The sequence below is a fragment of the Chitinophaga ginsengisegetis genome, from assembly GCF_900168065.1.
Lineage (GTDB): Bacteria > Bacteroidota > Bacteroidia > Chitinophagales > Chitinophagaceae > Chitinophaga > Chitinophaga ginsengisegetis.
In genome coordinates this window covers 374559-400103 of sequence record NZ_FUZZ01000002.1, presented here as the reverse complement: position 1 = coordinate 400103, position 25545 = coordinate 374559, and the positions used below count along the sequence as shown (strand labels likewise).

At 47.3% G+C, this 25545-nt stretch carries 24 protein-coding genes; 5 read left to right on the top strand and 19 right to left on the bottom strand.

Going from position 1 to position 25545, the window contains the following annotated elements:
- Positions 1-34: 34 nt before the first annotated feature.
- From B5Z18_RS15275 to B5Z18_RS15250, 6 genes are all read right to left on the bottom strand, one after another.
- Positions 35-727 carry a glycosyltransferase family 2 protein gene (locus B5Z18_RS15275; protein ID WP_143313608.1) on the bottom strand — a complete coding sequence of 231 codons (693 nt, stop codon included), beginning with the start codon at positions 725-727 and terminating at the stop codon, positions 35-37.
- Positions 727-1725 (bottom strand): glycosyltransferase, encoded by a 999-nt coding sequence (locus B5Z18_RS15270; RefSeq protein ID WP_079470350.1) that lies wholly within the window; start codon positions 1723-1725, stop codon positions 727-729. The genes B5Z18_RS15275 and B5Z18_RS15270 overlap by 1 nt, the downstream gene beginning before the upstream one ends.
- A 19-nt stretch (positions 1726-1744) precedes the next feature.
- Positions 1745-2758 (bottom strand): glycosyltransferase, encoded by a 1014-nt coding sequence (locus B5Z18_RS15265; protein WP_079470349.1) that lies wholly within the window; start codon positions 2756-2758, stop codon positions 1745-1747.
- Positions 2737-3336, bottom strand: coding sequence for a class I SAM-dependent methyltransferase (locus B5Z18_RS15260; RefSeq protein ID WP_159454319.1), 600 nt, complete (start codon positions 3334-3336; stop codon positions 2737-2739). The genes B5Z18_RS15265 and B5Z18_RS15260 overlap by 22 nt, the downstream gene beginning before the upstream one ends.
- 35 nt (positions 3337-3371) lie before the next feature.
- Entirely contained in the window at positions 3372-4322 is a 951-nt protein-coding gene (locus tag B5Z18_RS15255) for a nucleotide-diphospho-sugar transferase (protein WP_079470347.1), read from the bottom strand.
- A 75-nt stretch (positions 4323-4397) separates the two neighbouring features.
- The gene (locus tag B5Z18_RS15250) at positions 4398-5156 is read right to left on the bottom strand and encodes a DUF5672 family protein (RefSeq protein ID WP_143313607.1); all 759 of its coding nucleotides are present in this window, start codon (positions 5154-5156) and stop codon (positions 4398-4400) included.
- Positions 5157-5442: 286 nt separating this feature from the next.
- Here B5Z18_RS15250 and B5Z18_RS32715 point away from each other — a divergent pair, with 286 nt between their 5' ends.
- Together B5Z18_RS32715 and B5Z18_RS15240 are read left to right on the top strand one after the other, a co-directional pair.
- Positions 5443-6030 (top strand): hypothetical protein, encoded by a 588-nt coding sequence (locus B5Z18_RS32715; protein ID WP_079470345.1) that lies wholly within the window; start codon positions 5443-5445, stop codon positions 6028-6030.
- 158 nt (positions 6031-6188) lie between these two features.
- Positions 6189-7748: a L,D-transpeptidase family protein gene (locus B5Z18_RS15240; RefSeq protein ID WP_079470344.1), complete on the top strand. Its 1560-nt coding sequence runs from the start codon at positions 6189-6191 to the stop codon at positions 7746-7748.
- Between the two features lies 1 nt (position 7749).
- Here the strand turns inward: B5Z18_RS15240 and B5Z18_RS15235 are convergent, their stop codons facing one another.
- Positions 7750-8508 (bottom strand): murein L,D-transpeptidase catalytic domain family protein, encoded by a 759-nt coding sequence (locus tag B5Z18_RS15235; protein WP_079470343.1) that lies wholly within the window; start codon positions 8506-8508, stop codon positions 7750-7752.
- Between the two features lie 325 nt (positions 8509-8833).
- On the opposite strand from B5Z18_RS15235, the gene B5Z18_RS15230 reads away from it, so the two are divergent.
- Entirely contained in the window at positions 8834-9613 is a 780-nt protein-coding gene (locus tag B5Z18_RS15230) for an Fpg/Nei family DNA glycosylase (protein ID WP_079470342.1), read from the top strand.
- Here B5Z18_RS15230 and B5Z18_RS15225 read toward each other — a convergent pair.
- The 8 genes from B5Z18_RS15225 to B5Z18_RS15190 all read right to left on the bottom strand — a co-directional run bounded on the left by B5Z18_RS15225 (position 9602) and on the right by B5Z18_RS15190 (position 18132).
- A complete protein-coding gene (locus B5Z18_RS15225; RefSeq protein WP_079470341.1) occupies positions 9602-10342 on the bottom strand; it encodes a DUF72 domain-containing protein in 741 nt (246 codons plus the stop codon). The genes B5Z18_RS15230 and B5Z18_RS15225 overlap by 12 nt on opposite strands.
- 100 nt (positions 10343-10442) lie before the next feature.
- The gene (locus tag B5Z18_RS15220; RefSeq protein WP_079470340.1) at positions 10443-11255 is read right to left on the bottom strand and encodes an SDR family NAD(P)-dependent oxidoreductase; all 813 of its coding nucleotides are present in this window, start codon (positions 11253-11255) and stop codon (positions 10443-10445) included.
- A 13-nt stretch (positions 11256-11268) separates the two neighbouring features.
- Positions 11269-12162, bottom strand: a complete 894-nt coding sequence (locus B5Z18_RS15215) for a phytanoyl-CoA dioxygenase family protein (protein ID WP_079470339.1) — start codon at positions 12160-12162, stop codon at positions 11269-11271.
- Between the two features lie 379 nt (positions 12163-12541).
- Entirely contained in the window at positions 12542-13135 is a 594-nt protein-coding gene (locus tag B5Z18_RS15210) for a nucleotidyltransferase family protein (protein ID WP_079470338.1), read from the bottom strand.
- Positions 13135-14289, bottom strand: coding sequence for an XdhC family protein (locus tag B5Z18_RS15205; protein WP_079470337.1), 1155 nt, complete (start codon positions 14287-14289; stop codon positions 13135-13137). The genes B5Z18_RS15210 and B5Z18_RS15205 overlap by 1 nt, the downstream gene beginning before the upstream one ends.
- Positions 14286-16523 carry a xanthine dehydrogenase family protein molybdopterin-binding subunit gene (locus B5Z18_RS15200; protein ID WP_079470336.1) on the bottom strand — a complete coding sequence of 746 codons (2238 nt, stop codon included), beginning with the start codon at positions 16521-16523 and terminating at the stop codon, positions 14286-14288. The genes B5Z18_RS15205 and B5Z18_RS15200 overlap by 4 nt, the downstream gene beginning before the upstream one ends.
- The gene (locus B5Z18_RS15195) at positions 16520-17500 is read right to left on the bottom strand and encodes an FAD binding domain-containing protein (RefSeq protein ID WP_079470335.1); all 981 of its coding nucleotides are present in this window, start codon (positions 17498-17500) and stop codon (positions 16520-16522) included. Before B5Z18_RS15195 ends, B5Z18_RS15200 begins: the two co-directional genes overlap by 4 nt.
- Positions 17497-18132, bottom strand: a complete 636-nt coding sequence (locus tag B5Z18_RS15190; RefSeq protein WP_079470334.1) for a (2Fe-2S)-binding protein — start codon at positions 18130-18132, stop codon at positions 17497-17499. The genes B5Z18_RS15195 and B5Z18_RS15190 overlap by 4 nt, the downstream gene beginning before the upstream one ends.
- Positions 18133-18321: 189 nt before the next feature.
- Here B5Z18_RS15190 and B5Z18_RS15185 point away from each other — a divergent pair, with 189 nt between their 5' ends.
- Positions 18322-18990: an ankyrin repeat domain-containing protein gene (locus tag B5Z18_RS15185; RefSeq protein ID WP_079470333.1), complete on the top strand. Its 669-nt coding sequence runs from the start codon at positions 18322-18324 to the stop codon at positions 18988-18990.
- 47 nt (positions 18991-19037) lie between these two features.
- Here the strand turns inward: B5Z18_RS15185 and B5Z18_RS15180 are convergent, their stop codons facing one another.
- Both B5Z18_RS15180 and B5Z18_RS15175 read right to left on the bottom strand, forming a co-directional pair.
- A complete protein-coding gene (locus tag B5Z18_RS15180; protein ID WP_079470332.1) occupies positions 19038-20258 on the bottom strand; it encodes a tetratricopeptide repeat protein in 1221 nt (406 codons plus the stop codon).
- Positions 20259-20482: 224 nt separating this feature from the next.
- Positions 20483-21460: a sugar phosphate isomerase/epimerase family protein gene (locus B5Z18_RS15175; protein ID WP_079470331.1), complete on the bottom strand. Its 978-nt coding sequence runs from the start codon at positions 21458-21460 to the stop codon at positions 20483-20485.
- Positions 21461-21820: 360 nt separating this feature from the next.
- Between B5Z18_RS15175 and lepB the strand changes: the two genes are divergently transcribed.
- Positions 21821-23008 (top strand): signal peptidase I, encoded by a 1188-nt coding sequence (gene lepB, locus B5Z18_RS15170; protein WP_079470330.1) that lies wholly within the window; start codon positions 21821-21823, stop codon positions 23006-23008.
- Between the two features lie 199 nt (positions 23009-23207).
- On the opposite strand, the gene B5Z18_RS15165 is transcribed toward lepB, so the two are convergent.
- Together B5Z18_RS15165 and B5Z18_RS15160 are read right to left on the bottom strand one after the other, a co-directional pair.
- Positions 23208-24632, bottom strand: coding sequence for an amidohydrolase family protein (locus B5Z18_RS15165; protein WP_079470329.1), 1425 nt, complete (start codon positions 24630-24632; stop codon positions 23208-23210).
- Positions 24633-24711: 79 nt separating this feature from the next.
- On the bottom strand, positions 24712-25533 hold the full coding sequence (locus tag B5Z18_RS15160) for a helix-turn-helix domain-containing protein (RefSeq protein WP_079470328.1): 822 nt from the start codon (positions 25531-25533) through the stop codon (positions 24712-24714).
- Positions 25534-25545: the final 12 nt, after the last annotated feature.

Genomic DNA, 25545 nt, shown 5'->3' with positions numbered 1-25545 from the left:
GAAAGAAGGCGTCTCATTAGTAGGAGGCGCCTTTTTATTGTCCCACAGGAGGCGATTGTTTTTTGTCCGTTAGCTTCAAACGAAGTTTGGTAAGTAAAGGCAATATTGATTTGCACTTCTTTATGAAGCGCTGCGACAAATCGTGCCGCGACAGGAACGCGTGGTAAATACGGTCGTTGTAGGTAGTGCCGTACCCGAATTTATTGTGTTCCGGATGATGCAGGTACCATTGCTCATCTTCGATGTGAGTGGGCCACCAGTATTTTACATTGCCACCACGTCGTATAATCTCTTCCGTTAGATTTTGTCCCGCATCCATATCTTCCGTCATATTCATATCCGGATATCCCAGCTCTTTCAGGTAAGCGGTGGAAATACCAAAGAAGAAGGGGGAAACATACAGGTTTTTTGCATCGCGCAGGTGATTGGCTGTTTGCGCCGCGCCGGCGATGGTGCAGGGTTCACGAAGATCTTCCAATAGCTCAGATAACCACTCCTTACGTGTGGGCACGCAATCAATATCAAAGAAAATAAGGTAGTCGGTATCTGTAACGGTTCTGCATATATGATTCAGAAAGTCGCCATGGCTGAACTGTTCATCAACAATGTGATGTACCGGCACGCCGAATTTACCAAACACTGCTTTTTGATACCGGGGCACCCTGGGATTTACTTTATGATTATAAAACGAGAATATCTTAAACTGCTTTCTTCTTTCTCTTGCCATCATTTATTATTTAAGAATTTTTTAATTGAGTAGGTCACCTCGTCCTGTTTGCGGGCGAATGGCGACAGGTAAAAGAGTACTTGTCTTTCTGTTGTCAGGTCCCGTTTAGACAAACCTATTCTTGCAAACAATATCCGGATCGGGGTCATAATAAGTATACGCCACCTGTTTTTATGTTTGTTTTTGTTGTGGAGAAAGAGCGCCCTGTCGTACACGCTCAGCACTTTTGTGGCCTCGCGGATGCCGTCCATCAGGCGATCCCTGTAATCTATTGTTAATCTTTCTGCCGGTATAAAATGTTTCAGCTTCAGATCTTTATCATAATATAAGGTAAACCCCCACAGGAGCAGGCGTTTGCAGTATTCGAAATCATCGCCGGTGGTAAGTTTTTCGCCATTCCTGCCGTTCAGGAGGGAAGGATACCTGTCGTCAAATACCTGGAGGAACAGGGCTCTGCGGGTAATCAGTCCGGCGCCGAGTACAAATCCACGATGGGTTACATCTCCCGATTCTTCTGCGGGGATACCGATGGCATATTTATCTTTATATTCTTCAAACCAGTCGGGATACGCTGCCGAATCTGTTACCGGTACATTTTGTCCGCCAGCCGCACCGATCATTTTATCTTTCAGCATCACCTGCCAGGAAAGATAAACGTAGTTTTTATCCAGCAGGTTATCATCGTCACAAAATATGAGGCATTCATAATTAGCTTCCCTGGCGCCTCTTTTCCGGGCGTACATTTGTCCGCGCGTAAACTCATCCACTATCCTGCAGGTAGCATTCACCGGTTTATTTTCCTGCCAGATGGCCCGGGTGCATTCAACCGTGTTATCTGTTGAGGCATTGTTGACCAGTATTATCTCCCAGAAAAAATCTTCCGGCACTACCTGTTCATTCAGATGAGCTAATGTTTGCGGCAGCCGGGAAGCACTGTTATAACAGCAGATAATAACTGAAACGCCTTTGATATTACTTTCCGGAATCTTCCACTTCATGTTTATATTTAATTTTAAGCTATTCTACTTTCAGGATCCTGACTATCTGGTTCACCGGTAATGGTACCGGTTTATTCAGTGCCGCATAGGTTCCTGCGTTGGTGGCAATGAATTCCACGAGATCAAACATTTTGTGTGGATCTTTGCTCCACCGGGCCCTGATGAATTTCTTCAGGGATTTCCGGGAGAATTTCCACCGCGGCATTATTTTTTGTTCGAGTGTTTTTTTTTGTTCGGGAAATACCTGCAGCAGACAGGTTTCATAACAGATAAACGTGCCATACAGCAAACGTTGCAGGTATTGGCTGTTGGCCCGGTTCTGCGGTATGATGTGCGTGAGTTTCAGCGCTGGAGATACGCCTGCAGCATATCCTTTGCTGATGCAATGCAATACCATTTGTGTGTCTTCCCCGCTGCTGAGTTTATTCCCTTTTCTGCCGGAAGCGGTAAAGCGTCCCTGGCGGGCCAGTTGCACGAATTCTTTCAACAGGGAGGCGGTGGTGCAAAGACCGGTACCAAAAGGATAACAGGATTGCCACGAATTTTCCCGGGCGGTTCGTACTGTTTGTTCTTCCCGCTGCTGAAAGGCCATGCTGGCAAAATGCCTGATGGCGTTATCTACTCCGTCAATGAAATCCACTGTCACTTTACCGGGGCCCCAGGCTGCCACCGCAGGAAATTGTTCGTTTAGTTTTTTCAATTCCTGGAGGTAGTCGCTTTCGGGTTCATTGTCGTAGTCAAAATATACGATATAGTTGCCGGCAGCTTTTTCTATGGCCGCCATGCGCGCATAATTTACGCCCTGCTCCGGTACCAGGAGGATGTGCATGCCGGGGATCTTTTCTTCGAATATCTTTATATATGATTGTTGGTGAAGTGGGAGATCGCTGTTGTTATCCACTAAAATCACTTCGGTGGAAATACCGGTGGTATCCAGCTGCCACACGGCTTCCAGGCAACGTTGCAGTATACGTTTATCCGGATTGAACGTGCATATAACCAGTGAATAATCTATCTTTTTTTCCCAATCCATAACGAGTCATATTGCCTGAAAAAATTGAAATGGTTGCCCACCAGGTTTTCGATCACATAAGTAGGGCCCAGTTCATCCCGGTCGGGGTAGTAGTCGTGGAAAGCGATGTAGCCGCCTCTTACAACTTTGGAGGCGTACAATTCAAAATCCGATCTGCATCCTGCGATGGAGTGGTCGCCATCGATAAAGAGGAAGTCGATTTTTTGAAAGTCGTTATGCATTTCATACGAATAGCCTTTTTTTACGATAATCTTATCATGAACAGAGAGGCGTTCCATATTTTCCGTAAAGCGTATCAGGAGATCGGTGCTGGCGCCTTTCTCTGCATATTCTTTGCGGCTTTCCTGGTCAAACCCGGCGTCTGCATTGAATGGATCGATGGCATATATTTTTCCTGACCGGAGTCCTTTTGAAATACAGTAGGTGCTTTTTCCCTGCCAGCTGCCAATTTCCACCACTACCGCGTCGCGGCGTAGTTTACGTGCGGTGAGGAACAGTCCCAGTGCCTCCCGTTCGGTGAGCCATCCATCTATTTCGTAATAGGGATGGATCTTTTTCAGGGCAGATCTTTCTATCATTTTTTGAAACATACTGTTGGACGTTTGAAGATGATTTATTTAAAAAGACTTCTTACCCATCGTTTAAACCGTCTTCTCAACAGTTGTTCTTTTTTTACTTTCCGCCATTTCTCTTCGAGCATAAAGTCTTTACTTAAAAAATAATAATCGGCCTGTTTCTCCGGTGTAAAATGCAAAGGATGCACCAGGGGTTTTTCCAGTTGTTCCGCCGGCAGGTTGGCGTGATCTTCCGGAACGTTATATGTATGGGTGGCATCCGGCCTGAACCCTAAGTTGCTGATAAGATTTACGTTGGGTGTAATACATAGTCCGTTCCGGAAAAAGTTAATCAGGTTAAACTGGTAGTCCCAGGAGTCTATTTCTTTTCTTTTTAGTCTTTGAAAGATGTCTATCCAACCGTCGATCAGGAATTGATCCGTAAAGATATTTTTCAGTACAGCAACGGTTTCCTTTTCGTTGTAGTGCTCGAGGTCGATGTCGTATGCTTCCCATGCCCGCCGCCAGCTTGCCCATCCCCAGATGTGGCTGTATTGTGAGAAATAGTAGCTGCCGTTTCCCCACTTTTTTCCCATCTGCAGATTGGTGCCGGTGATATTCACCATACGTGTATCGTGCCGGTAGCGCGGGAGCAGCTGATCGCAAAAATAGAAGAAGTCGTTGGTCGGTAAACAATCGTCTTCCAGGATAATGCCTTCTTCTTCCTGTTGGAAAAACCAGGTCACAGCTTCTGCTACGGCTACTTTACAGCCTTTATTTTCTTCACTGAATAATTTGTATACGCTACAGTCCCAATCTACCTGGTCATATATCATCCTTGTTTCCCTGCATAGCTGTGTATCTTTTTCTACGCCGGCCCGTGGTCCGTCTGCTGCGATATATAACTTAGCGGGCCGGGCTTCTCTTACCCGTTCAAATATCTTTAAGGCAGTATCAGGTCGGTTGAAGGATAATAATAAGACAGGAGATTGCACATGATAATTGGCCATACCTGATAAATAGATGTATAGTAAATTTAATAAAATGATGAATGGAAAACAAGCATATACCTGATAAGCGGCTGCTTATACTTTGATATATTCTTTCCAGAAAGGAAATCTGAACCAGGCATGACATCCGAGTGGCAACCGGCCATTATTTAGTTCATACAGCCGTTCCGGATTTACTTCAAAACTGAATACAGCAGCGGTTTCCGGAGGTGCAGTTCTGAAGGACGGTTCCAGGAGGGGAACTACCTGCGTCCAGATCATATCTTCATTAAAATTTTTTCCTGTATAATATTTTTTAAGATGAATGTTAAAAAAGATAGCGTCCTGATCCTGTTTTATCCTTTTCCGTAAAGCGGCACAATTGGCGTAAATGAAATGATAGAATTTCCATCTTAACTTATATCTTCTGAGTAATTTCAGAACCGTCAGACATGACTGTATATTGCGGATAGAAAAACCGGAATTAAGCGCACCGTGGAATGGTGCATCCGGTGTTGCATTCAGGTATCCTTCAAAAACAGGTGCCCCTATAAAATCGAAGTCGAACCCATGATGTTCATGAACTTTAGAGCTGAAGATATAAGCATCCAGTTCGTAGGTCATCATAAATTCGTAGTCAGCAAATTGCTGGTAAAACGGAACCGATAGTTTCATCCTGTTATAATTCCCCAGGGAAGAAAGCCACGACGGCGTAACCGGTTTAAGTTTGAGCCCGGGATGTATTGCCAGGTAGCGATCAATGGGCAGTCCTTCCGGGTAAACAAGGAAACAGTCAAATGCTTTCAGATGCCTGTGGCATGCATGCAGGGACAAAACTTCTTCCTCAGATAGCACAGATTTATGTACAGGTATTATTACACAAAGTTTACGGCGCACTGTCATATTCTAATTATAGGTTATTAAAGAAATGGTTCAGATGACAAAAAGGGATCACATTGTATTTAAACCAACAAGTGACGATTTTGTTTAAGAAAAGGGAGAGAGTTATGGATGGGTGTTTGAACTAAATTATACCATTTTTGTTATTTGTTTTTTTGTATATTGACTAACGTGTAAAGATCCCGTTGCCTCGAATCTCCACATATCATTAATTATATTAAATCATCCAAAATCTTCCTTTATGAAATTATCTTCCCGTCACCTGCCCCTCATGTTTCTGTTTGCTGTAATTCTGGCTTTTGCTGCCTGCTCCAAAGATGGAGATCAGGGCCCTGCCGGAAATCCCGGTCCAGCCGGCCCAGCGGGTCCTGGCGGTCCTGCCGGCCCTGCGGGTCCCAAAGGCGATACCGGTGTGGCGAACGTGATCTACTCGGAGTGGCTCAATGTAGCCTTTGATAGTATCCGGGATGAAAATGGCGTGCCAACCGGCGATGGCTTTATTGGTTCCATCGAAATTCCAAAACTGACCAAAGAAATACTGACCAAGGGCGTTATAAATGTTTACTTTAACCTTGATTCCGCCGATGCGCCTTATATAGTACCTTTGCCTTATGTGGATCCTTACCTGTTTGTAAGTTTCCGCGCTGCTGAAGGAGGAATCATCATCCTGGCCAGTCATGATCTCAGCTCCGGCAATTACCCCGGCGAGAAAGTGATCCAGCAGTTCCGCTACGTGCTGGTTCCCGGCGGCGTTGCTGCCCGCAGTGCCAGCGGAGTGGACTGGAAAAATTATAAGTCTGTACAACAATACCTGGGACTAAAGAATTAGCGCAAATATTTTTTGTGAGAAAGTCCTCCTGCACCCCGCAGGGGGACTTTTTGTTGCGCTATATGCACAGTTTGTTCCGCGGCGGCTACGTCCGCTCTTTTTTTGCCCCGGTAAAAGGGCATCCTGCAACCGGCTTCCTATTTGATAGATGATCAGGTATGAAAAGGCTACTACTGATTGCATTGTTTGCATACATGCTTAATGGCTGCAACTCCCCATCTGCCCCTGCCACGTCTGATGAACACATTAGTCCCCGGAATGCAGGGATTACCCCGGAAAATGCCTACAACGACCTGTTCCTGGACAGCTCGGCTATTGCCGCATTCATCACCGCAGAAAAGCTGAACGATACCATCGCTAACCGGCTACGCAGCTTTTACAATGCGCGTAACTTCGAATTTGCCTGGTTCGACAGTAAGGGGCCGGTAGAACAGGCTGCCGCCTTCCGGAGCCTGTATAATTACAGTAAAGACAGCATCAGCAACCGGGCGCTTGATAGGCGGCTGAATGCCCTTATCGATGAAGACAGCCTGGTAGTGAGCGCTACAGACAAAGAGATTATTAAAACGGAACTGCAGCTTACCTGGCGGCTCATTAACTATTTCAGGGAAACCGGCGGCAGCATCGGTCAGCTGGAGCACATGGTGCCGGGGCAGCGTTACGCTGTAATGGAGCTGGCAGATTCCATGCTTAAAACCAATGATAAGATGTTCCCGGCGGTTGCTCCTATGAAAGAGCCGCTCAAAGCCTACCGGGAATATGTTAAAAATGGTGGCTGGCAGCCATTGCCCGCAATAAAGAAGGGATTGAAAAGGGGGCAATCATCTCCCGAAATTATAGCTGTAAAGAAACGGTTGCTGATAACCGGGGAGCTGAAGAATAATGACAGCACCGATGTATTTAATGATGAACTGGAAACGGCCGTCAATACATTCCGTAACAGCAACGGATATACGCAAAACGGCGTATTGAATGATACGGTGATCAATGCGTTAAACATCCCTGCGGAAGAACGGCTGCGGGAGTTGCTGGTAAATATGGAACGCATGAAGTGGATGCCTGTAAAACCGCAGGGGAAGCTGATCCTGGTAAATATACCTGCTTTTATACTGCATGTAACGGACGGGGATAAACGTTTATTTGATATGGATATTGTGGTGGGAAAGGAAGGGCATAGCACTACTATGTTTTCAGGAATGCTGAACCAGGTGGTGTTTAGTCCTTACTGGAATATTCCCCGCAGCATTGTACGGAAGGAGATCCTGCCGGCCATCCAGCGCAACAGGGGGTACCTGGCGTCGAAAGGTATGGAGGTTACCGGGCAGGCGAACGGGTTGCCGGTTATCCGTCAGCGGCCGGGGCAGCGTAACGCACTGGGACGGGTGAAGTTCCTGTTCCCGAACAGTTATAATATCTATTTTCATGATACGCCTGAGAAAAGTCTTTTTGAAAGGGATAACCGGGCCTACAGTCATGGTTGTATCCGGCTGAAGGATCCGGTAAAAATGGCGCAGTTTGTCCTGGAGGGCTCACCTCAATGGACCAACGAAAAAATTGATAGTGCTATGAACAGTGGAAAGGAAAAGTTTGTGGCGGTGAAGGATCCGGTGCCGGTGATTATTACCTATTTCACCGCATGGATGGAAGGAGGCAAGTTATACTTTGCCTCCGATGTATATGGGCATGACGCCGTTTTTAAGCAAAAGCTGTTTAAATAGTTTAAGACGCAGTGCTGTCTTTTACGAGGATTTTGGTATGCGCGGAATAATATTTATCCGGGCTGTAAAGAAACAGGCAGGTACCATTCCTGATGCTGCTGATCACTTTACGGTGCACATTTTCGGGGATGGCGGGGCATCCCAGGCTGCGGCCAATATAACCCTGTAACTTGCCAAGGTTATCATTCACATAGTTTGCACTGTGCATTACAATACCCCTGCTGAGGGCGTTATCGTTGATGCCGGCTTCTTCGCCTTCAAGACGGAGGGAGTAGCCATGTTCGCCGTTATAGGTATCGCCGGTAACATAAAAACCAAGACTGCTTTTAAAGCTGTTCATCTTGTTGGAAAACGCGTTGGCGATATCTTTTCCGGAATTCCGGCCATGAGATACGAGGGTGTTGAAAAGTAATAGTTTGTTTTTCAGATCTATTACAAACAAACGCTTTTTGGTACTGGGCAGGGAGAAGTCGATAATAGACAATACATCCGGATTTTTTATCCGTCCGTTTTCCTGCAGGTGCTCGTATCCTACCATCGCATTGTCAAACGCCTCCCTGGAAAGACCGGTAGTATCCAGCCGCATCATGTCGTACAAACTTTCCCGTTGAACCGAGTCCGTTTTTACAGCAGTAGCCGGTTGGGTAGCTGCAGTGGATGTTCCAGCTGTGGTAAGGTTGGTGAAATTTGTAAATAGAAATACGAAAAGACAAATTGTAATAATAAAAATCAACGGTTTAATCACTTGCTTCAATTTCATGTTCACACTCCGTGTTTTATTGGTTTAGAGAAAAGGCATAGGGCACAAATATAGCGATTTTTGTGTTTAAAAAGCCCGCAAAGTCGCGTCTGAGGCCGCTGGGCGATTATTTTAACAGGTTATTCACATACATGAAAAATATGTATAAGTGGCTAATATTGGTTAAATGATGGACAATATCAGCATAAGCTGATCTGTTATGATAATTATCTTTGGTTTATTGTTTCGTAGAAGGAAAAAACTGCCATAAAAAATGGGTCGGTTATTGCTGCCGGCCCTTTATTATTTCCCGCACATTCGTTAACTTATCTTAAAAATATTTATCATGCCTGAATTACCTGATCTGCAAGCCTTCCGGCATAACCTGGAAAAAGCGCTGCTTCATAAAAAACTGAAGTCTGTTACGGTAAAGAATGCGAAGAAATTACATACCAAAGAAGCCGACCTGCAGGCCGCATTGGAAGGGCAGGCATTGGAACACATACAGCGGGTGGGAAAGGAGCTGCATTTTGTATTTAAAAACGGGCATGTGCTGGGTATGCACTTAATGTTGCATGGGAAATTATATTTGTTTGAGAAGAAGAATGAGCAAAAGTATACCATTGTAGAATTGTTGTTTGGAGATGGTACCGGGCTGGCCTTAACGGATTTCCAGGCCGCTGCCAATATCACTCTCGATCCGGAAGAGAAAACTGCGCCGGATGCGATGTCGAAAGACTTCAACGAAAGCTACCTGGCAGCACAGCTGGCAAAGAAGAAAATAACCATTAAAAAATACCTGCTGGATCAGCACAATGTATTGGGGATCGGAAACGCGTATGCAGATGATATTTTATGGGACGCAAAAATTTCACCTTTTTCTATCGCTAATAAAATACCGGCGCCAAAGATCAAAGCATTATTGAAATCAGTAAAAAAGATCCTGGAAGGAGCGGAAAAGAAAATCCTGAAAAGTAATCCTGATATCATTAATGGCGAGGTCCGCGATTTTATGCTGGTGCATAACTCCAAATTAACCGAAAGCCCCGGTGGCGCTCCTATTAAGAAGGACACCGGTGGTGGCCGGAAAACTTATTATACAGACGAACAGGAGCTATTTGAGTAGCGCCATCATTTGCTGTGCATTTTGTAAAGCATAACCGTGCCCGTCGTTGTTAAAAAATGCCCAGATAGTATGTTTGTCCTGTTGCCACTCTTTGAATTTCCCCGCATAGGTATCCATTGTTTTTTCGGGATATAATTGATCGTACCTGCCGTCTGGTCCGTGGAAGCGGACATAGATATGTTTTGCGGTAATGGTTTCTGCAAACGGCCACCGGCGCCCTGATAGTGCAATCACCCAGGCAATTTTGTATTGCTGTAGTAAAGCAGTGGCTTCATCAGAAAGCCAGCTTTGGTGCCGCGCTTCCAATGCGAAGTGATAACCGGGATAGTTTTTTGTAAGTACTTTGAAGAAGTGATCTGCTCTTTCTGCCTCAAAAGCGGCTGTTGGCGGCAACTGGATGAGTACGGGGCCCAGGTGTTTTATGAAGGGATCGAAGAGGTCAAAGAATTTGGGTAGAGATTCTTCGGGGTCCAGTAATCTTTTTACATGGGTGATATACCTGCTGATTTTCGGGCAAAAATAAAAACGTGTAGGTACCTTTTCTACCCAGGCTTTTACTGTAGCCGGTTTGGGCAGGTGATAAAAGCTGGTGTTTATTTCTGTTACCTTAAATTTTTTTGCATACCAGGGGAGATAGTCAACGGGTTTTAATCCTGTTGGATAGAATATTTCGCGCCAATGCCTGTAGCTCCAGCCGGATGTGCCGATATGAATGCCTGCAGTTGCCATTCGTTTTTTTGAATAGAAGTGCTGCAAATGTTGTTCCCATATACATAAGAAAGCGGCACCAGGTACGATGCAGCTTTCTCATATAAGCAGGGGTTGTATTTCAGGCAGTGAGTGCTACGGTGCTGGTTTCTTTCTCTTTTGGTTCATAGATACCCGCGGCAATTTTCTCCACAAATAATTTGGGGAAGAATTTTGGCAGCCAGGCATTCAGTTTATTGGTGAAGCCGGGAACGATTTCTGCTTTGCCTTTGAAGAGGCCGTCTACCGCAATTCTGGCGACTTTTTCCGGCGTCATATTGAAGCGGTTGGCAACATTACGGGTGTAGTCGCCCATGCGCGCCCGGTTTACGAAATCCGTGTCGGTGCTGCCGGGACTCAGGGCACTGACCGATATGGGGGAGTGCCTGAGTTCATACCGGAGTCCGCGTGTAAAGGAAAGCGCAAAGGCTTTTGTAGACGCGTAAATATTGAGATATGGAACGGTTTGATAGGCTGTTGTGCTGGCGAGGTTGAGCAGGTACGCTTTTGGAAACTGCCGCAGCACTGGTATATAGGCATAGGATAACCCTACCTGTGCCCTGATATTTACATCAATGATGTTGAACTGTTCCTGTAGGGTGAGTTGCTCAAATGGTCCGTTGATACCATAACCGGCGTTATTCACCACTACGGAAAGCGAATGATGCCAGGTGCTGCTCCAACCGGTAACATTTGATAAAGCATCGGGGGCCGACAGATCCTGGTGCAACGTATGTACGTTCACGTGATACTGCGCCGCAAGTGTTTCTGCTGTAGCTGCGAGGCTTTTTTCATCTATATCTACCAGCAGCAAATGATAATTCCTTTCCGCCAGTTGTGCAGCGATGGCTTTTCCTATTCCTTTTGCTGCGCCGGTTATTAATGCGTATGACATCGGATTATATTTTTTAGAGAGATGGAGTGTTTACTTCCGCAAGGCTTTCTGACCGGGCTTTTACATTCACCCACTGTGGTCTGCCACCGTACAGATGTTGTTTCAGATGTGCCAGTTTGTGATAAAAAGGAGTAGGGCTGGCAGCCGTTTTAGGCTGGTAAGCGCCGGTGATGATAGGAATATACATCACTCTTCTGCGGCTTTTTTCGCCGGTGTAGGGCGACTGCTGCACGCGGTGCCAGAGGCGCCCGTCGTGAACAGTGAGATCGCCGGCTTCAATATCAAAGCCTACTTCTTTTTCATCAGGGTTATTGTCTATGAAGTATTTCTTTCTGAATAGCAGTTTTAATATTCCCTGCTCATGCGTACCGGGCAATACTCTGAGGCCGCCGTTGTCCAGCGGGCAATCATCGAGGTGAATGCCTACATTGAGCATCGGCAGGATGCGTGAGCCCAGGAACAGATCGCGGGGGCTGTCGGTGTGCCAGCCAAGTTGTTTAAACTGGCTGTCCGTAGTGTTTACGTAGTGGTTTACTACCAGTCCGTCTTTTTCGTTTTCACCGATCCTGCCAGAGTAGGGGCCCAGCAAAGCAGTGAGTGTTTGCAGTCTTTTGTCTTTTAACAGTTCCCGCAATGCGTTACTATAGTGTGATGCGAAGGCGATGCGCTGGATCAGCGGGCTGCCGTCCACGTCTGTACCGAATTTGAGCGGAATACCATTTACTTTCTGAATGTTATTCCGGATCAGAAGTTCCTGTACACGTTGTACTTCTTCATGCACAGTAGCGAGTGCATTTTTATCGAGGAAGTTTTTAAACTGTATGATGCCATAGGTGCGAAACCAGGCAAGGTGCGCTGCAGTTACTCCCCCGGCGAGAGAGAATACGGGTTGGTTGGTCGTTTTCATGACGAAAATTTTTGTTGACAGTGTTAAATCAGTTGTTGAAATAGAAAATACTATCGCGGCAATTGGTGGGGTGGCCGCAGAGGGGAGTGGGTGTTAACAACAACAATATGATGCCGCTATTGTGAGGCGGTTGGTTGAGGCGCTTATCGGGCGCGGGTTTCGATGACGTTGATCTGTGTTCATGGTGAGTATGATTTTTATTAGTCTACCAATCTTGTAGACAAATATAAGCATGTCATTTTATTTACCAAAAAAATTTTTCAGGAAAAAGCAAAGAATATCTCATCAGGATCCTGTAATACAGGACCATGAAGGTTTTCAGGGGAGGCGACAGGAAGGGAATATGCCGTTGCGGGGAGAAGCCCCTGTAAAAGGTGGTTTATTTTGTGCTGGTGAGCAGTTGTTCATAGTCGCCATTGGTATCTATATCCACTGCTCCCTGTGGAAAATCGACAGTAGCCACCTGCTCCGGATGTTGTAACAATATTTTCTTTGCGCCTTCCTGCCCATTGAGTGCCAGCAATTGTGGAAAAAAAGATTTACCAAAAAGCGCCGGCGTACCGGTGGAATTGCCATAGGTGCAGGCTACAATCGCTTTGCCGGAGGAGTTTTTCAGCGCAAACATTTCTTCCAGCAGCGCGGTGGTAATAAAAGGCTGATCGCATAGCAGCAGCAGTGCATTGCTCACGTGAGGGGCTATACGCAGCAGGTGCTGTAACCCGGTGTGGATGGAGCCGCCCATACCGGCAGGCCAGTTTGGATTTACAACAGTATGTACTTTTTCAGACACCAGTTGTTCCCTGATTTGAGTGGCAAAGGCGCCCAGCACTACTACGGTGGGCATATCGCACTGACGGGCCGTGTGTACTACGTTTTGCAGCAGGCTTTTGTTTTGGAAGGGGAGTTGTTGTTTGGGTGTTCCCAGTCGTTTAGAGGCGCCGGCGGCCAGGATGATGATACCAGTTGTTTCCATTATAGTTGTTGTTGATGTATGATTTGTTGTTCGCGGGAATGGATAGCCGTTGTTTTTTCCCGCAGTGATGTAGCGGCAGCGGCAGACAGTACGGATTTTATTTCACTGATAACGGACAAGGCAATTTCCTCTGATGTTTCAGCGCCCAGGTCCAATCCGGCTGGTCCGTGTATACGTTCCCGTTGTATCGGGGAAATGCAGATGCCGTTTTCCGCCAGCTCGTCGAGCATACGCTGTAGTTTTTTTGCAGGCCCCAGCACGCCTATGTAGGGCAACGGCAGCGGGAGCAGTTGCGCCAGCAGGGCAAGATCGTAATTGTAATTGTGAGTCATCAGTACTGCCACGGTATATTGATCTGTTTGCACCTGTGGAAGTACCTGTACGGGTTTGGCGGTGATCACCTGCGTGGCTTCCGGAAAACGCATGGTGGTGGCGTAACCGGGGCGGCCATCAATAACGGTAGTGTGCCATCCGAGCAATGCTGCCATTTTCACCAGCGGGATTACATCGTTGCCTGCACCTGCAATTAATAGCTGTGGCGCCGGCGGAATGTAGGCCGTATGTGTCGTGTAGTCGTTGCCGGTAGAGACGTATGTTTTTGTAAAAGAAGTGCGGGTTTGCAGAGCCTGATGTGCATCGGCAGTGATGGCGTTTTGCAGCTGAGCATCGGTGATGCAGTGATGCAACTGACCATTGGCGGTGAGCACCAGGCAGGTACCGGGTTGCGGCGCTTTGCGCTGGCGCAGCGTAAACAGGGTAACCAGTACAGCAGGCGTACGATGGGAAGTTATTTCCTGCAGCATAGCCACGGGGTTGCCCGGATCTTCTGCATTCACGGGTTCCAGCAGTATATGAATGATACCGTTGCATCCAAGTCCTACGCCGAGTTTGGCATCGTCTTCATCGTTGGTATCGTAAGTCACCAGCATGGGCCGTTGCTGCATCATTACCAGCTGCGCTTTACGCAGGGCATCCCCTTCGAGGCAACCGCCGCTGATGGCGCCGGTGAGCATACCGGTTTCTGTAACCAGCATCCTTGCGCCTGGCTGGCGGTAAGCAGAGCCTTCCACATGTACTACCGTAGCCAGCGCCGTTTTTATTCCCTGGCGGCAGGCAGCGTGGTATGACTTTACAATGTCTTCCAGTTCTTTCATGTACTCATTTTATTTTCCAGCTTCCATTGCTGATATCCTTTCTCATCCAGTACTTTATCCGGGGTGATGGGCAGGTCGCGTACCCGCTTACCGGTGGCGTGGTATACGGCATTGGAAACTGCGGCGGCAAAGCCGATCAGCGCTATTTCTCCCATGCCTTTTGAGCCCATCGGGTTAATGTAAGGATCTTTCTTGTTAATAAAATATACATCGGTGGGTGGCGTATCTGCATTTACCGGAACGTGATAGTCTGCATAGTTATTGTTTACAAAACGTCCGAAACGGTGATCCATAACCGCTTCTTCAGTGAGCGCCATACCGATGCCGCCCACTACGCCGCCGATCATCTGGCTGCGGGCTGTTTTGGCGTTTACAATGGTGCCTGCATCTGCCACACTTACAATATGTTTTATACGAACCACGCCGGTAGCCGGGTGTACATGCACTTTGGTAAAATGCACAGAGAAAGAATACATGGAATATTTTTTTCTTTCTTCCCCGCTTTGTGAAGTGGCTACTACATTTACTTCCGGTAACTGTTGTTGTTGTAAGATAGTTTCGTAAGATATTTTTTCAGATTGCCCGGCTCTCAGCAGTTGTCCATCTTCAAAAATAATTGTTTCCGGAGCAGCATTTTTAAAAGCCGGTACATGGCTGATTGCAAGACCCGCCAGCTTCTGCTGCAATGCCTTACAGGCGTCTGTTACCGCGCTGCCTAAAGTAGACACGGTAGAAGACCCGCCCTGCTGGGGTGCAAACGGGTAGGCAGATTCGCCGAGCATGAATTTTATTTTTGCCGGCGCTATGCCGGTTACATCTGCAGCTATCTGTACCATTGCGGTAGCGGTACCCGGGCCAATATCGGCGGCAGCACTCTGCAGGATGAGTGAACCATCTGCTTTTAGTGTAGCCGATACCGTAGCTTTGCCGCGGAATGCGCCAAAGGTGCCGCTGCTCATGCCATAGCCTACCAGCATACCATCTTCCTGCATACTGCGGGGAGCGGCTTTCCGGTTCGACCATCCAATTTTCTCCGCTCCCAGCTGGTAAGCTTCCTTGAGGTATTTACTGGAGAAAGGGAGATCTTTTTCAGGGTCGGTGTCCGCATGGTTCAGCACCCGGAGTTCCAGCGGATCGATGTTGAGTTTATAAGACAGTTCATCAATGGCCGACTCCAGTGCAAATGCGCCGGTAGCTTCGCCGGGGCCCCGCATCCAGATGGGCGTGCTGATATTAAGCGGTACCAGTTTGTACCGGGTAGTTACATTGGGGCAGGCATACATGAATTTGCTCATAGATACAATGCCTTCTGTAAAATCCTCGTAGGGAGACGTAACGGCTACTGCTTCATGGGTGATGCCGGTGAGCTTACCATCGGCAGTGGCGCCCAGGCTTAATCGTTGTACGGCGTTAGGCCGGTAGCCTACCAATGTAAACATCTGGTCGCGTGTGATCACCAGTTTTACCGGTTTGCGTACTTTCTTTGCAGCCACTATGGTGGCTATTTCCAGCGGCCATACACGTAACGCCATACCAAACCCGCCGCCCACAAACTGCGAATGCACAGTGATATTCTGTTCCGGTATCTGGAATAGTCTTTTGATGGTATCCTGCACATTTTTTACTCCCTGCGTTTTGGCGTAGAGCACCAGTGTGTCCGGCGTATCCCAGTGGGCAATGATGCCGGCCAGTTCCATCGGGTTATGTACTTCCAGCGGAAGGCTATAGGTGGCGTCAATGGTAACAGGCGCTTTTTTCCAGGCATCTGCTTCCCCGCGTGTATAGTCTTTCATCCGGTTATTCTGAAAGGCTTTACCCATATTGGCATTCATATCGGTGTAATGCGTTTCCTGGTTGTATTGTACTTCCACGAGAGATGCGGCGTGTACAGCGCGTTCCATCGTGTTGGCCAATACGATGGCTACCGGCTGCCCGTTGGAGTAGATGCGGTTGTCTTTGAATATTTTGAGTCCGTCTTTCGCATTGGGATCGGAATTTTTATATCCCGGTACCGGCGGGGCGTTGAGATGTGATATTACATCCTGCACGCCGGGGGCTCTGAGCGCTTTGGTAGTATTGATGCTTTTAATGGTACCGTTGCTGATGGAGCTGCATACCAGTGCGGCATACAGCAGTTCCGGCAGTTGGTGGTCTGCGAAATATTTTGCGCCGCCGGTTACTTTCAGGCGGCCATCCACACGGTCCATCGACTGTCCTGTTTGTTGCTTTTTCATACGCTGGCAGCTTTAAGTAAGGCGGTTTGAATACTGTTGACTGATAAACCAGTTTTAAATTGGTTATGCGTGTATGCTTTGGCAGATTGCAATGCAATGTCTGCCGCATGGCGGAAATTTTCTTCCGTAGGAGCTTTGCCGGCCAATGCTTTCTCGGCATCGTACAGTCGCCAGGGTTTATGCGCTACGCCGCCCATTGCCAGCCGGGCGCTCCGGATTACATTATTGCTGATGTCCAGCGCTGCGGCTACAGATACCAGTGCAAATGCGTATGAGGCACGGTCGCGTACCTTCAGGTAGTATACATTTTTCGTGTAGGCGTTAGCGGGAATTTCCACTGCTGTAATCAGTTCTCCTTTTGCGAGGTTGTTATCCAGCTGCGGGGTATTGCCCGGGAGGCGGTGAAAATCTGTAAAAGGAATGCGGCGGTTACCTTTCGGGCCGGTTACCAGTACGGTAGCATCCAATGCAGCAAGTGCCACGCACATATCGCTGGGGTGTACGGCAATACAACTTTCGCTGGCGCCAAAGATGGCATGCATACGGTTGATGCCGCCAATAGCGCCACAGCCGCTGTTGGGGCTGCGTTTATTGCAGGGCATGGTAGTATCATAAAAATAAGTGCAGCGGGTACGTTGCATCATATTGCCGCCTACGGTAGCCATATTGCGGAGTTGCTGTGAAGCGCCTGCCAGTAAAGCCTGCGACAGCAGCGGATGATGCGTGGTAACCAGTTCATGTGCGGCCAGTTCACTGTTAAGTGCCAGGGCGCCTATATGCAGCGTGTTACCATTTAACTGGATATCTTTTAACGGCAAACGGTTAATGTCTACCAGTTTTTCCGGGATCACCACGCCGCTTTTCATCAGGTCCAGCAGGTTGGTGCCGCCGGCGATGAAACGGGCAGTGTTATCTTTTGCCACCGCGTCGATAGCTGCCTTCAGGCTGGCGGGGCGTACGTAGGAGAATTGGTTCATACTGTTTTCCCTCCCTGTTTTACTTCCGTAATGGCGTGAACGATATTGTCGTATGCACCGCAGCGGCAGATATTTCCACTCATAAATTCTCTTATTTCTTCGGGGGAACCGGCATGGCCTTCACGGATGCAGGCTACGGCCGACATGATTTGCCCGGGCGTACAATAACCACACTGGAAGCCATCGTGCTTAATAAAGGCTTCCTGTACCGGATGCAGTTGTTCGCCGTTGGCGAGGCCCTCAATGGTCGTGATTTTTTTGCCTTCCTGCATAACGGCGAGCGTGAGACAGGAATTAATGCGGTGACCGTTTACATGTACCGTACAGGCGCCGCACTGGCCATGATCACAGCCTTTTTTGGTGCCGGTAAGATTCAGTTGTTCCCGGAGAAGGTCCAGCAATGTAACACGGGGTTCTACAGAAACCTCTATTTTCTTCCCGTTTATTTCCATGCTCACCGGCATCTTTTCAAAGATGCCGGCAATGGCTTCATCGTGCTGAGCCGCTTTTATTACCAGCGGGGGAGTGAGCGCCAGTGCCATCATAGCGGAAGATTGTTTCAGGAAGTCGCGGCGGGCTTCATGTTTTTCCTTCCTGTGCGGATAGTGTTGTTGGTCGTTTTCCTGTGGCATTTTCTACCAGATTTAATCACTAATAAGTTAGGAAATAAATCCGGTATTTTGCTTTTAAAATAGATGAACGGATATATCTTTTTTACCGGGCGGAAGAAGACAGGTAGTTTTAATTAGTCCTGTTTTATGCATGAATAACACCATTGATCACCGCTACGGTGCTTTATTTTCGTGTAACAAACCTCCATAATGCGATTAACTTTATTACTGGGCCTGCTCTGGATCATACATCCGGCCTGCGCACAAAAAGAAAAGGAGACGATGATACGTGATAATACAATTTTCAAAGCGGCAGCCGGAAACGACACCAGCGCCATTAAAGCAGCTATAGCCAGGGGCGAACAGCTGGAGGCAAAAGATGCACAGGGACGCACGCCATTAATGGTGGCTACCTATCATCATCACACTGCTGCCGCGAAATTATTGACGGCTGCCGGCGCCAATGTAAATGCGCAGGATCAGCTGTTAAACTCGCCCTTCCTGTATGCCGGTGCTGAAGGTTATGCGGATATGGTAAAGTTATACATGCCCGGAGCAGATTATAAAGTATATAACCGCTACGGCGGCTCTGCGCTGATTCCTGCCTGTGAGCGTGCGCATCTTGAAGTAATAGCGGTATTGCTGGCGGATAAAAATTTCCCGGTGGATCACATCAACCGCCTGGGCTGGACCGCTCTCCTGGAGGCCGTGATATTAGGCCAGGGTGGCGCCGCGCATCAGCAGGTGGTAAAAATGCTGATTGCTGCGGGCGCCAATGTGAATATAGCGGACAAAGACGGCGTAACGCCTTTGCAACATGCACAGAAAAGAAATTATAAAGAGATCGTACAAATGCTGCAACAGGCAGGCGCCAGGTAGTTTTATGCTTCAGATCTTTTAATATCCGCCGGCAGGCGCGATGATAATCACCCTCCGTTTTTTAGATGTGAAAGCCACTGTTGCGCAAATTCATTTCCCGGTTCCAGTTGCAGCAGGTGTTCAAAAGAGGCAATGGCTTCCGGGATCCGTTCCATATGATAAAAGAGTACTGCCCGGTTCAGATGTACATATGGATTTTCGGGTGCAATGGCCAGCGCTTCGTTATAAACGGCCAGCGCCTGATCGTATTGTTCCAGCAGCATTAGTATGGAGCCTTTGTTCATGAGCAGCGGCGGCTGGCCGGGCGACAACTCCAGTCCTTTATCAGCGTACACTAATCCTTGTTGCAGGCGTTCATAAACGTTTCGTTGTGTGGCTTCATTGGGGCCACTGTCTTCCATATGCGTGATGGCCGCATTGGCATCCTGGAGGATCTGCACCACCTGTTGCTCGTACCAGGCGGCGCTTTTATCCACCTGTTCTGTAAATGGTACAGTTTCGAGGTCTATTTCTTCTTCTACTTCTTCCGGCGCTGTTGCAGGCATCTTATCTGCTGCAGGGGCGTACCACCACTTACAGAATTTCCCCAGCTCACCACCTACGGGCAGTTCATCTGCCGGAGGCAATCCTTCATCCGGGATGGCATCATTGGCTACTACCAGTTCCAGTATGGCTTCCAGCGCTTTATAATGAATGGGTTCACCTTCCTGTTCCGCTTCCATTACCAGGTAAGGAAGGAACTGATACCACAGGCCCAGCACGTCTTTATCTTTTTGTTCCCCGGCGGCTTCTGCCACTTCGTGCGCCAGCGGGAAAGTGTCCATCTTTTCCGGCGCTATGGCGTCATCGCCGGTGAGGGTGCCATTGGCTACCATAGCCGCCCAGAGAGCGGAGCCGGCATCGCAGTATAAAATATAGGATTGAGTGGCGAAATCGAAGTTAGCGTAACCCGCTACAGGATTGGTTTCCTGGTTCCATTCAGCAGTGGGTTCTTCATAAATGAAGCTAAACTTTTTACTGGCAGCCAATGCATCAAACCAGGCAGCATGCGCGGCATAAGCCGGATGCGCAGTAACGGGAAAGGTATATACGAAATGATGTTTGATTAATACATCCATTACCCGGAAATGGGTAAACCCGGTATCGTATTGCTGTTGTAATTTGTACAGATTAAAAAAGAGGCTCCTGCGATCCAGTTCTTCTTCCTGGCTTTTATCCAGGCAAAGAACAGATAGTTCCACCAATGTTTCAATTTCATGCATCGCCATATGTTAGTTGCTTTGGTGCAAAACTACGCGAATTTTGTCTTTTTCAGGATTAGGCTGATTATACTGATTGAGGGATTTGATCACTTTTGATTTTAAAAGATAAAGGGAGATATAAGCGAATACCCGCTTGTATCTCCCTTTATCTTTTAAAATCATTTATAAAATCCAAAAGTAAAATCCCTCAATCAGTATAATCAGTCTAATCCTGAAAAAGACAAACTCCGTTATTTCAGCAAAACGTTCTTCACGTATTTATAACTCTGCGTTACGCTGTCGAACGGATCGATAGTGATTTTATCCTGCTCTACGAAGAGATGTTTTACACCGGCAAGTTTTGCCTGGGCAAATATTTTGGAGAAGTTGATGCTGCCGGTTCCTACTTCTGCAAAAGTAACACCGGAGAGCAGCTCCATAGAGGTTTTGTTTTCTGTGCCGCTGGCGGTAAGACTGGCCGTATTAGCTTTGTCCATGTCTTTCACATGCCAGGCTACAAATCTGCCCGGTGCTTCTTTAAACAGGGTGATTGGATCACGACCGGATTTTACCGCCCAGAAAAGATCCAGTTCAAAGGCAACGAGTGCGGGATCTGTTTCTTTCAGCATGATTTCATAACCAGTGCTGTTGCTGTCTGCCAGCGGTTTGAATTCCCAGTAGTGGTTATGATAACCGATCTTCAGGTTTGCTTTTTTACATTGTTCACCGGCTTTATTCAGTTGTTCGGCCATGAACTTATAATCGTCAGCGCCCAGTTTCTTATCCCAGAGGGAGAGCGGGAGTACCGGAACGATAAAATATTGTTGTCCGAGTGCAGCAGCCAGGTCGATCTGTGGCTGCAGGGCATCCGCATTACCATTGCCTTTGGTCAGGTAATCGTTGAGCTGATAGTGGCCGCTGGGTGTACTAAGCTGGTGTTGTTTCAATACGGCATTCAGTTCGGCGGGCTTCAGTCCCCAGAATTCTCCTTTATCGTCTGCACCCTGGAAGCCGTAAAAAGTTTCTACTTCTTTGTAGCCGATACCTGCTACTTTGGCCAGCGTACCTTTAGGATCCTTGGCCAGCTGGTCGCGGAGGGTATACAGCTGCAAACCTATTTTCTTTGGGAGCGCTTTGTTGCCGGTCATGGCGGCCAAAGCACCGGGCAACATCATACCTGCGGCTATCAGCCCGGTTTGTTGTATGAATGAACGTCTCGACGTATGCATGGTAATTATGTTTGGAACGTGTATGTTTGGAACGTGGGTAAATGTGTAACTACTGAAGTGGTTACGCAGAGCAATTTAATAAAACGATTTTATCTTGTTGAAATTTTTTAAAAAGAATTACGGAAGATAATACTTTTTTGCAGAAACGGGTATAATAGTACAATAAAATGCGTGCTTTTAATAACGCAGATGTCTCATCGCAGTAAAGGCTGATTTTGGCTGTATGATAATGCTGTAAAGGTTTTTACCCGTTGCTTACTGCGTCATTACAGCAGCCCTTTTTGTCCATATAAATTTTGAAAAGATGTGGGTATAATTAATTAAATTGTTAGTAGTTACTTATCCAAAACCACGTGTAAAATGAATTTTTCTTTCAGCGATGTAAAGCAGCCAGAGGAAGGTACCCGGAAGAAATCGAAGGTGAGAGAATGGATAGAAGCTGCTCTTTTTGCTGTGGTTGCCGCTACCCTTATCCGTACCTTTATCTTTGAAGCTTTTGTTATCCCCAGCGCTTCTATGGAAAAAACATTGCTGATCAACGATTTTATTTTTGTCAGCAAAATCAGCTACGGTCCGCGTATCCCCATCACACCACTGGCATGGCCTTTTACCCATCACACCCTTCCGTTTACCAGAAACACCAAACCCTTTTCCACCGCTGTTCAATGGCCCTATACACGTTTGCCGGGCTTCAGCAGTATTCAACACAATGATGTGGTGGTATTTAATTATCCCTGCGGGGATACCGTATTGAAAACCATTACTGGCGATGATGAGGACTACTACACGAATATGCGGTCGCTTGGTGCGGAATACGTTCATAAAAATTATCCTCCTCCCGTAATCCGGCCGGTCGACAAAAGAGAAAACTGGATCAAGCGATGCATCGCTGTTCCGGGTGACACGCTGCAGATCATCGACGGCATCGTGTATATCAATCATGCGCCCACGGCCTCACCGGAACACTTTGAAGCGCGGTATTATGTTACCATGCCGGATAAAAAAGAACTCAGCGACTCTATGCGGGATGTACTGGGAACAGATCATATCCAGCGGGCTACCCGCGATTCGGGCATGTTTATTTACAACCTCACCACCGCCAATATAGATACCCTGAAAGCTATGGGCGCTACCGTGCAACGCTATGTGTATGATGCCTTCGCTGATTCGCGGGTGTTCCCCTTTGATACGAAACACTACGACTGGAACGAGGATTGCTTCGGACCTTTATACATTCCCCGGAAAGGGACCACTGTAACGCTGGATACGCTTACATTGCCTTTCTACAGCCGTATCATAGATACGTATGAACACAACACGCTGCGGGTGGTGAATGGAAAAATCTATATCAACAACCAGGAAACCAATACCTATACCTTCAAAATGGATTATTACTGGATGATGGGGGATAACCGCCGTGAATCGATGGATTCCCGCTTCTGGGGCTATGTTCCCGAAGATCATATTGTGGGAAAAGCGTGGATCATCTGGATGAGTATTCATCATAACCGCATCCGTTGGGGACGGCTGTTCTCAGCGATAAAATAGCGGAATTTGTCTTTTTCAGGATTAGACTGATTTTACTGATTACTTTGATTTTACTTTAGGATTTTATAAAGGATTAAAAAAAAATTTGGGAGATTTAAGCGAATATATCCGCTTAAATCTCCCAAAATCCTTTAAAATCAAAAGTGATCAAATCCCTAAATCAGTAAAATCAGTCTAATCCTGAAAAAGACAAAATCCGCTACTTTGTTCGCGCAGTTTTATCTTTTACATCCTGTAACAGCCTGTCCAGTGCGGCCCTGTTAAGCAGCTTGCCTTTTACTACGAGCGCATAAATTTTCTGCGTATTGTGGATATCCGCTACCGGGTTGGCATCCAGTAACAGGATGTCTGCTTTTTTACCGGGAGCGATGGCGCCATAATTTGTTTTATGCAGGTAGGCGGGTGAGTTGATCACAGACGCCTGTAATGCTTCCAGCGGCGTAAGCCCGAATTTTACCATCAGCGCCAGTTCCTGGTGAAGACCTATACCCGGATAATCAAATGAGTTCAGGTAACCCGCATCGGTGCCGGCCATAATGGTAACACCGGCTTTCTGCAGCAGCGGCAGTATGGAAGATGATTTTTCATAGATCATTTTACGCCAGGCAATGGCGGCGCTGTCGTCTGTTATTACGCGCTTTACACGCATTTCATAAGTACGCTGGAGTCCTTTGCCAATGTATTGCAGGTAGGGATCGTGTGCGTGGTTATCCTGGTCAAAATACGCCATTACATTTCCCAGTGTAAGCGTTGGCGTTATGAAGGTACCTTTCTCTGCCATGTGGCGGTAGGTGTTCATAGCAGCGGCGGTATCAAAGTTGTTGAGGATATATTTATTGATATCTTTTCCTTTTATTTCGCCGTTGGCGATGGCGCGTGCAAAAGCGGCATCATCTTTCACACCGGCTTTCCACGCATAGGTTAAGTGTTCTACAGAGCTGAGGCCCGCGTCTGTTACCTGTTGCATGGTAAGTACATAAGGTACGTGCCCGGAAATAAACATCCCTCTTTTCCTGGCTTCTTTCAGTGCTTCCAGGTATATATCCGGCTTAATGGTATTCTCTGTAATTTTTACAAAATCTACTTTCAGTTTCTGGAGAGAATCCAGTGCCTGTTGCAGTTCCGCGGAGGTGCCTATTTCCAGGTCGCCCAGCCACACGGATTTATAGCCTTCCAGTTTTGGACCGGAGGTGAAAATGGTGGGGCCTTGTAACTGCCCGTTGTTGATGGCATCGCGCCATTTTAAAACGTCCATGCTGATGTCTGCTGCACAATCGCGGATGGTAGTAATACCGTGGGCGAGATACAGCGGCAGGAAGTTTTTATTTTCTTCGGCCAGCGTATCGCCGCCACCAAAGTGCATATGCATATCCCATAAACCGGGCATGGCGTATTTGCCCTGGCCGTCTACCGTTTGCGTGGCCTGGTATTGCGTGGCCTGTTTGTTATTCATCACGGCAATGATACTGTCGTTGCGCACCGCAATGGCCTGGTTGGCAGTGATCTTACCGGTTTTTACATCAATGATGCGTACAGACCTGATCAGCAGATCGGCCTTTTTTTGCTGGCTGAATGCTGATACCCCGCAAAGCAGTACCAGCGAAGAGAACAGTATTTTTTTCATACTCATGTTATGCTATCCTGCAAAGGTATCCTGGTATACAGGTGGAAAATGGTACTGGTTATAATATCACGGGTACATTTTATAACTGACGGCGGAAATCCATCGGAGTTAGGGAAGTATATTTTCTGAAGAACCGGGAGAAGTAAGAAGTATCGTTAAAGCCCAGCGTAAAGGCAATTTCCTTTATATCCATGTCGGTGAGCGTGAGCATACGTTTGGCCTCCAGCAGCAACCGTTCCCGGATGTAAGTACCTGCGGTTTTACCGGTTTCTTTCTTGCATACCTGGTTCAGGTAACTCGCCGTAACATGCAGCTTTGCAGCATAGTAAGCTACTTCATGATATTGTGCATAATGTTTTTCCAGCAGCAACAGGAAACGGTTGATGAGGTGATTCCCCGCGGCGGCTACTTCCTCCGGGTGGATGGCAGCATACCAGCGTTGCAGCAACAGCAATATAATCTGCAGCCGGTGTTGCGTAATTGCAGCGGTGGTTTCTTTCTCCATCAGCTGCAGTTCCTGGAATAGCTGGTCATATTGCGCCTGGTCCAGCTTCAGCAGCGGTTTGGATGCCGGTGTGAAAAAAGGCCACAGTGGCCCTTTCTGTAGCATGAACTCTGCAGAAAACATCACCTGGTAGCCGGAGGTGTTCTTCGACAGCTGCCAGTGGTGCGCCTGGCCGGGGGCCAGGAAAAATACAGTGCGGGGGCTTACTTTATAATCGTTAAAGTCGATGGTATGAACACCGCTCCCTTGTCCAATTACCAGCAGCATGAAAAAATCATGTTTATGCGCTTCCGGTATCACCGTCATATTGATCGGCGCATGATATACTATTTTGAAATCCTCTTTTTTGTAAGGAAGATTAAATATTTTCTCTATACCAAAAACGGGTAGCGACATGTAGCGAAAATA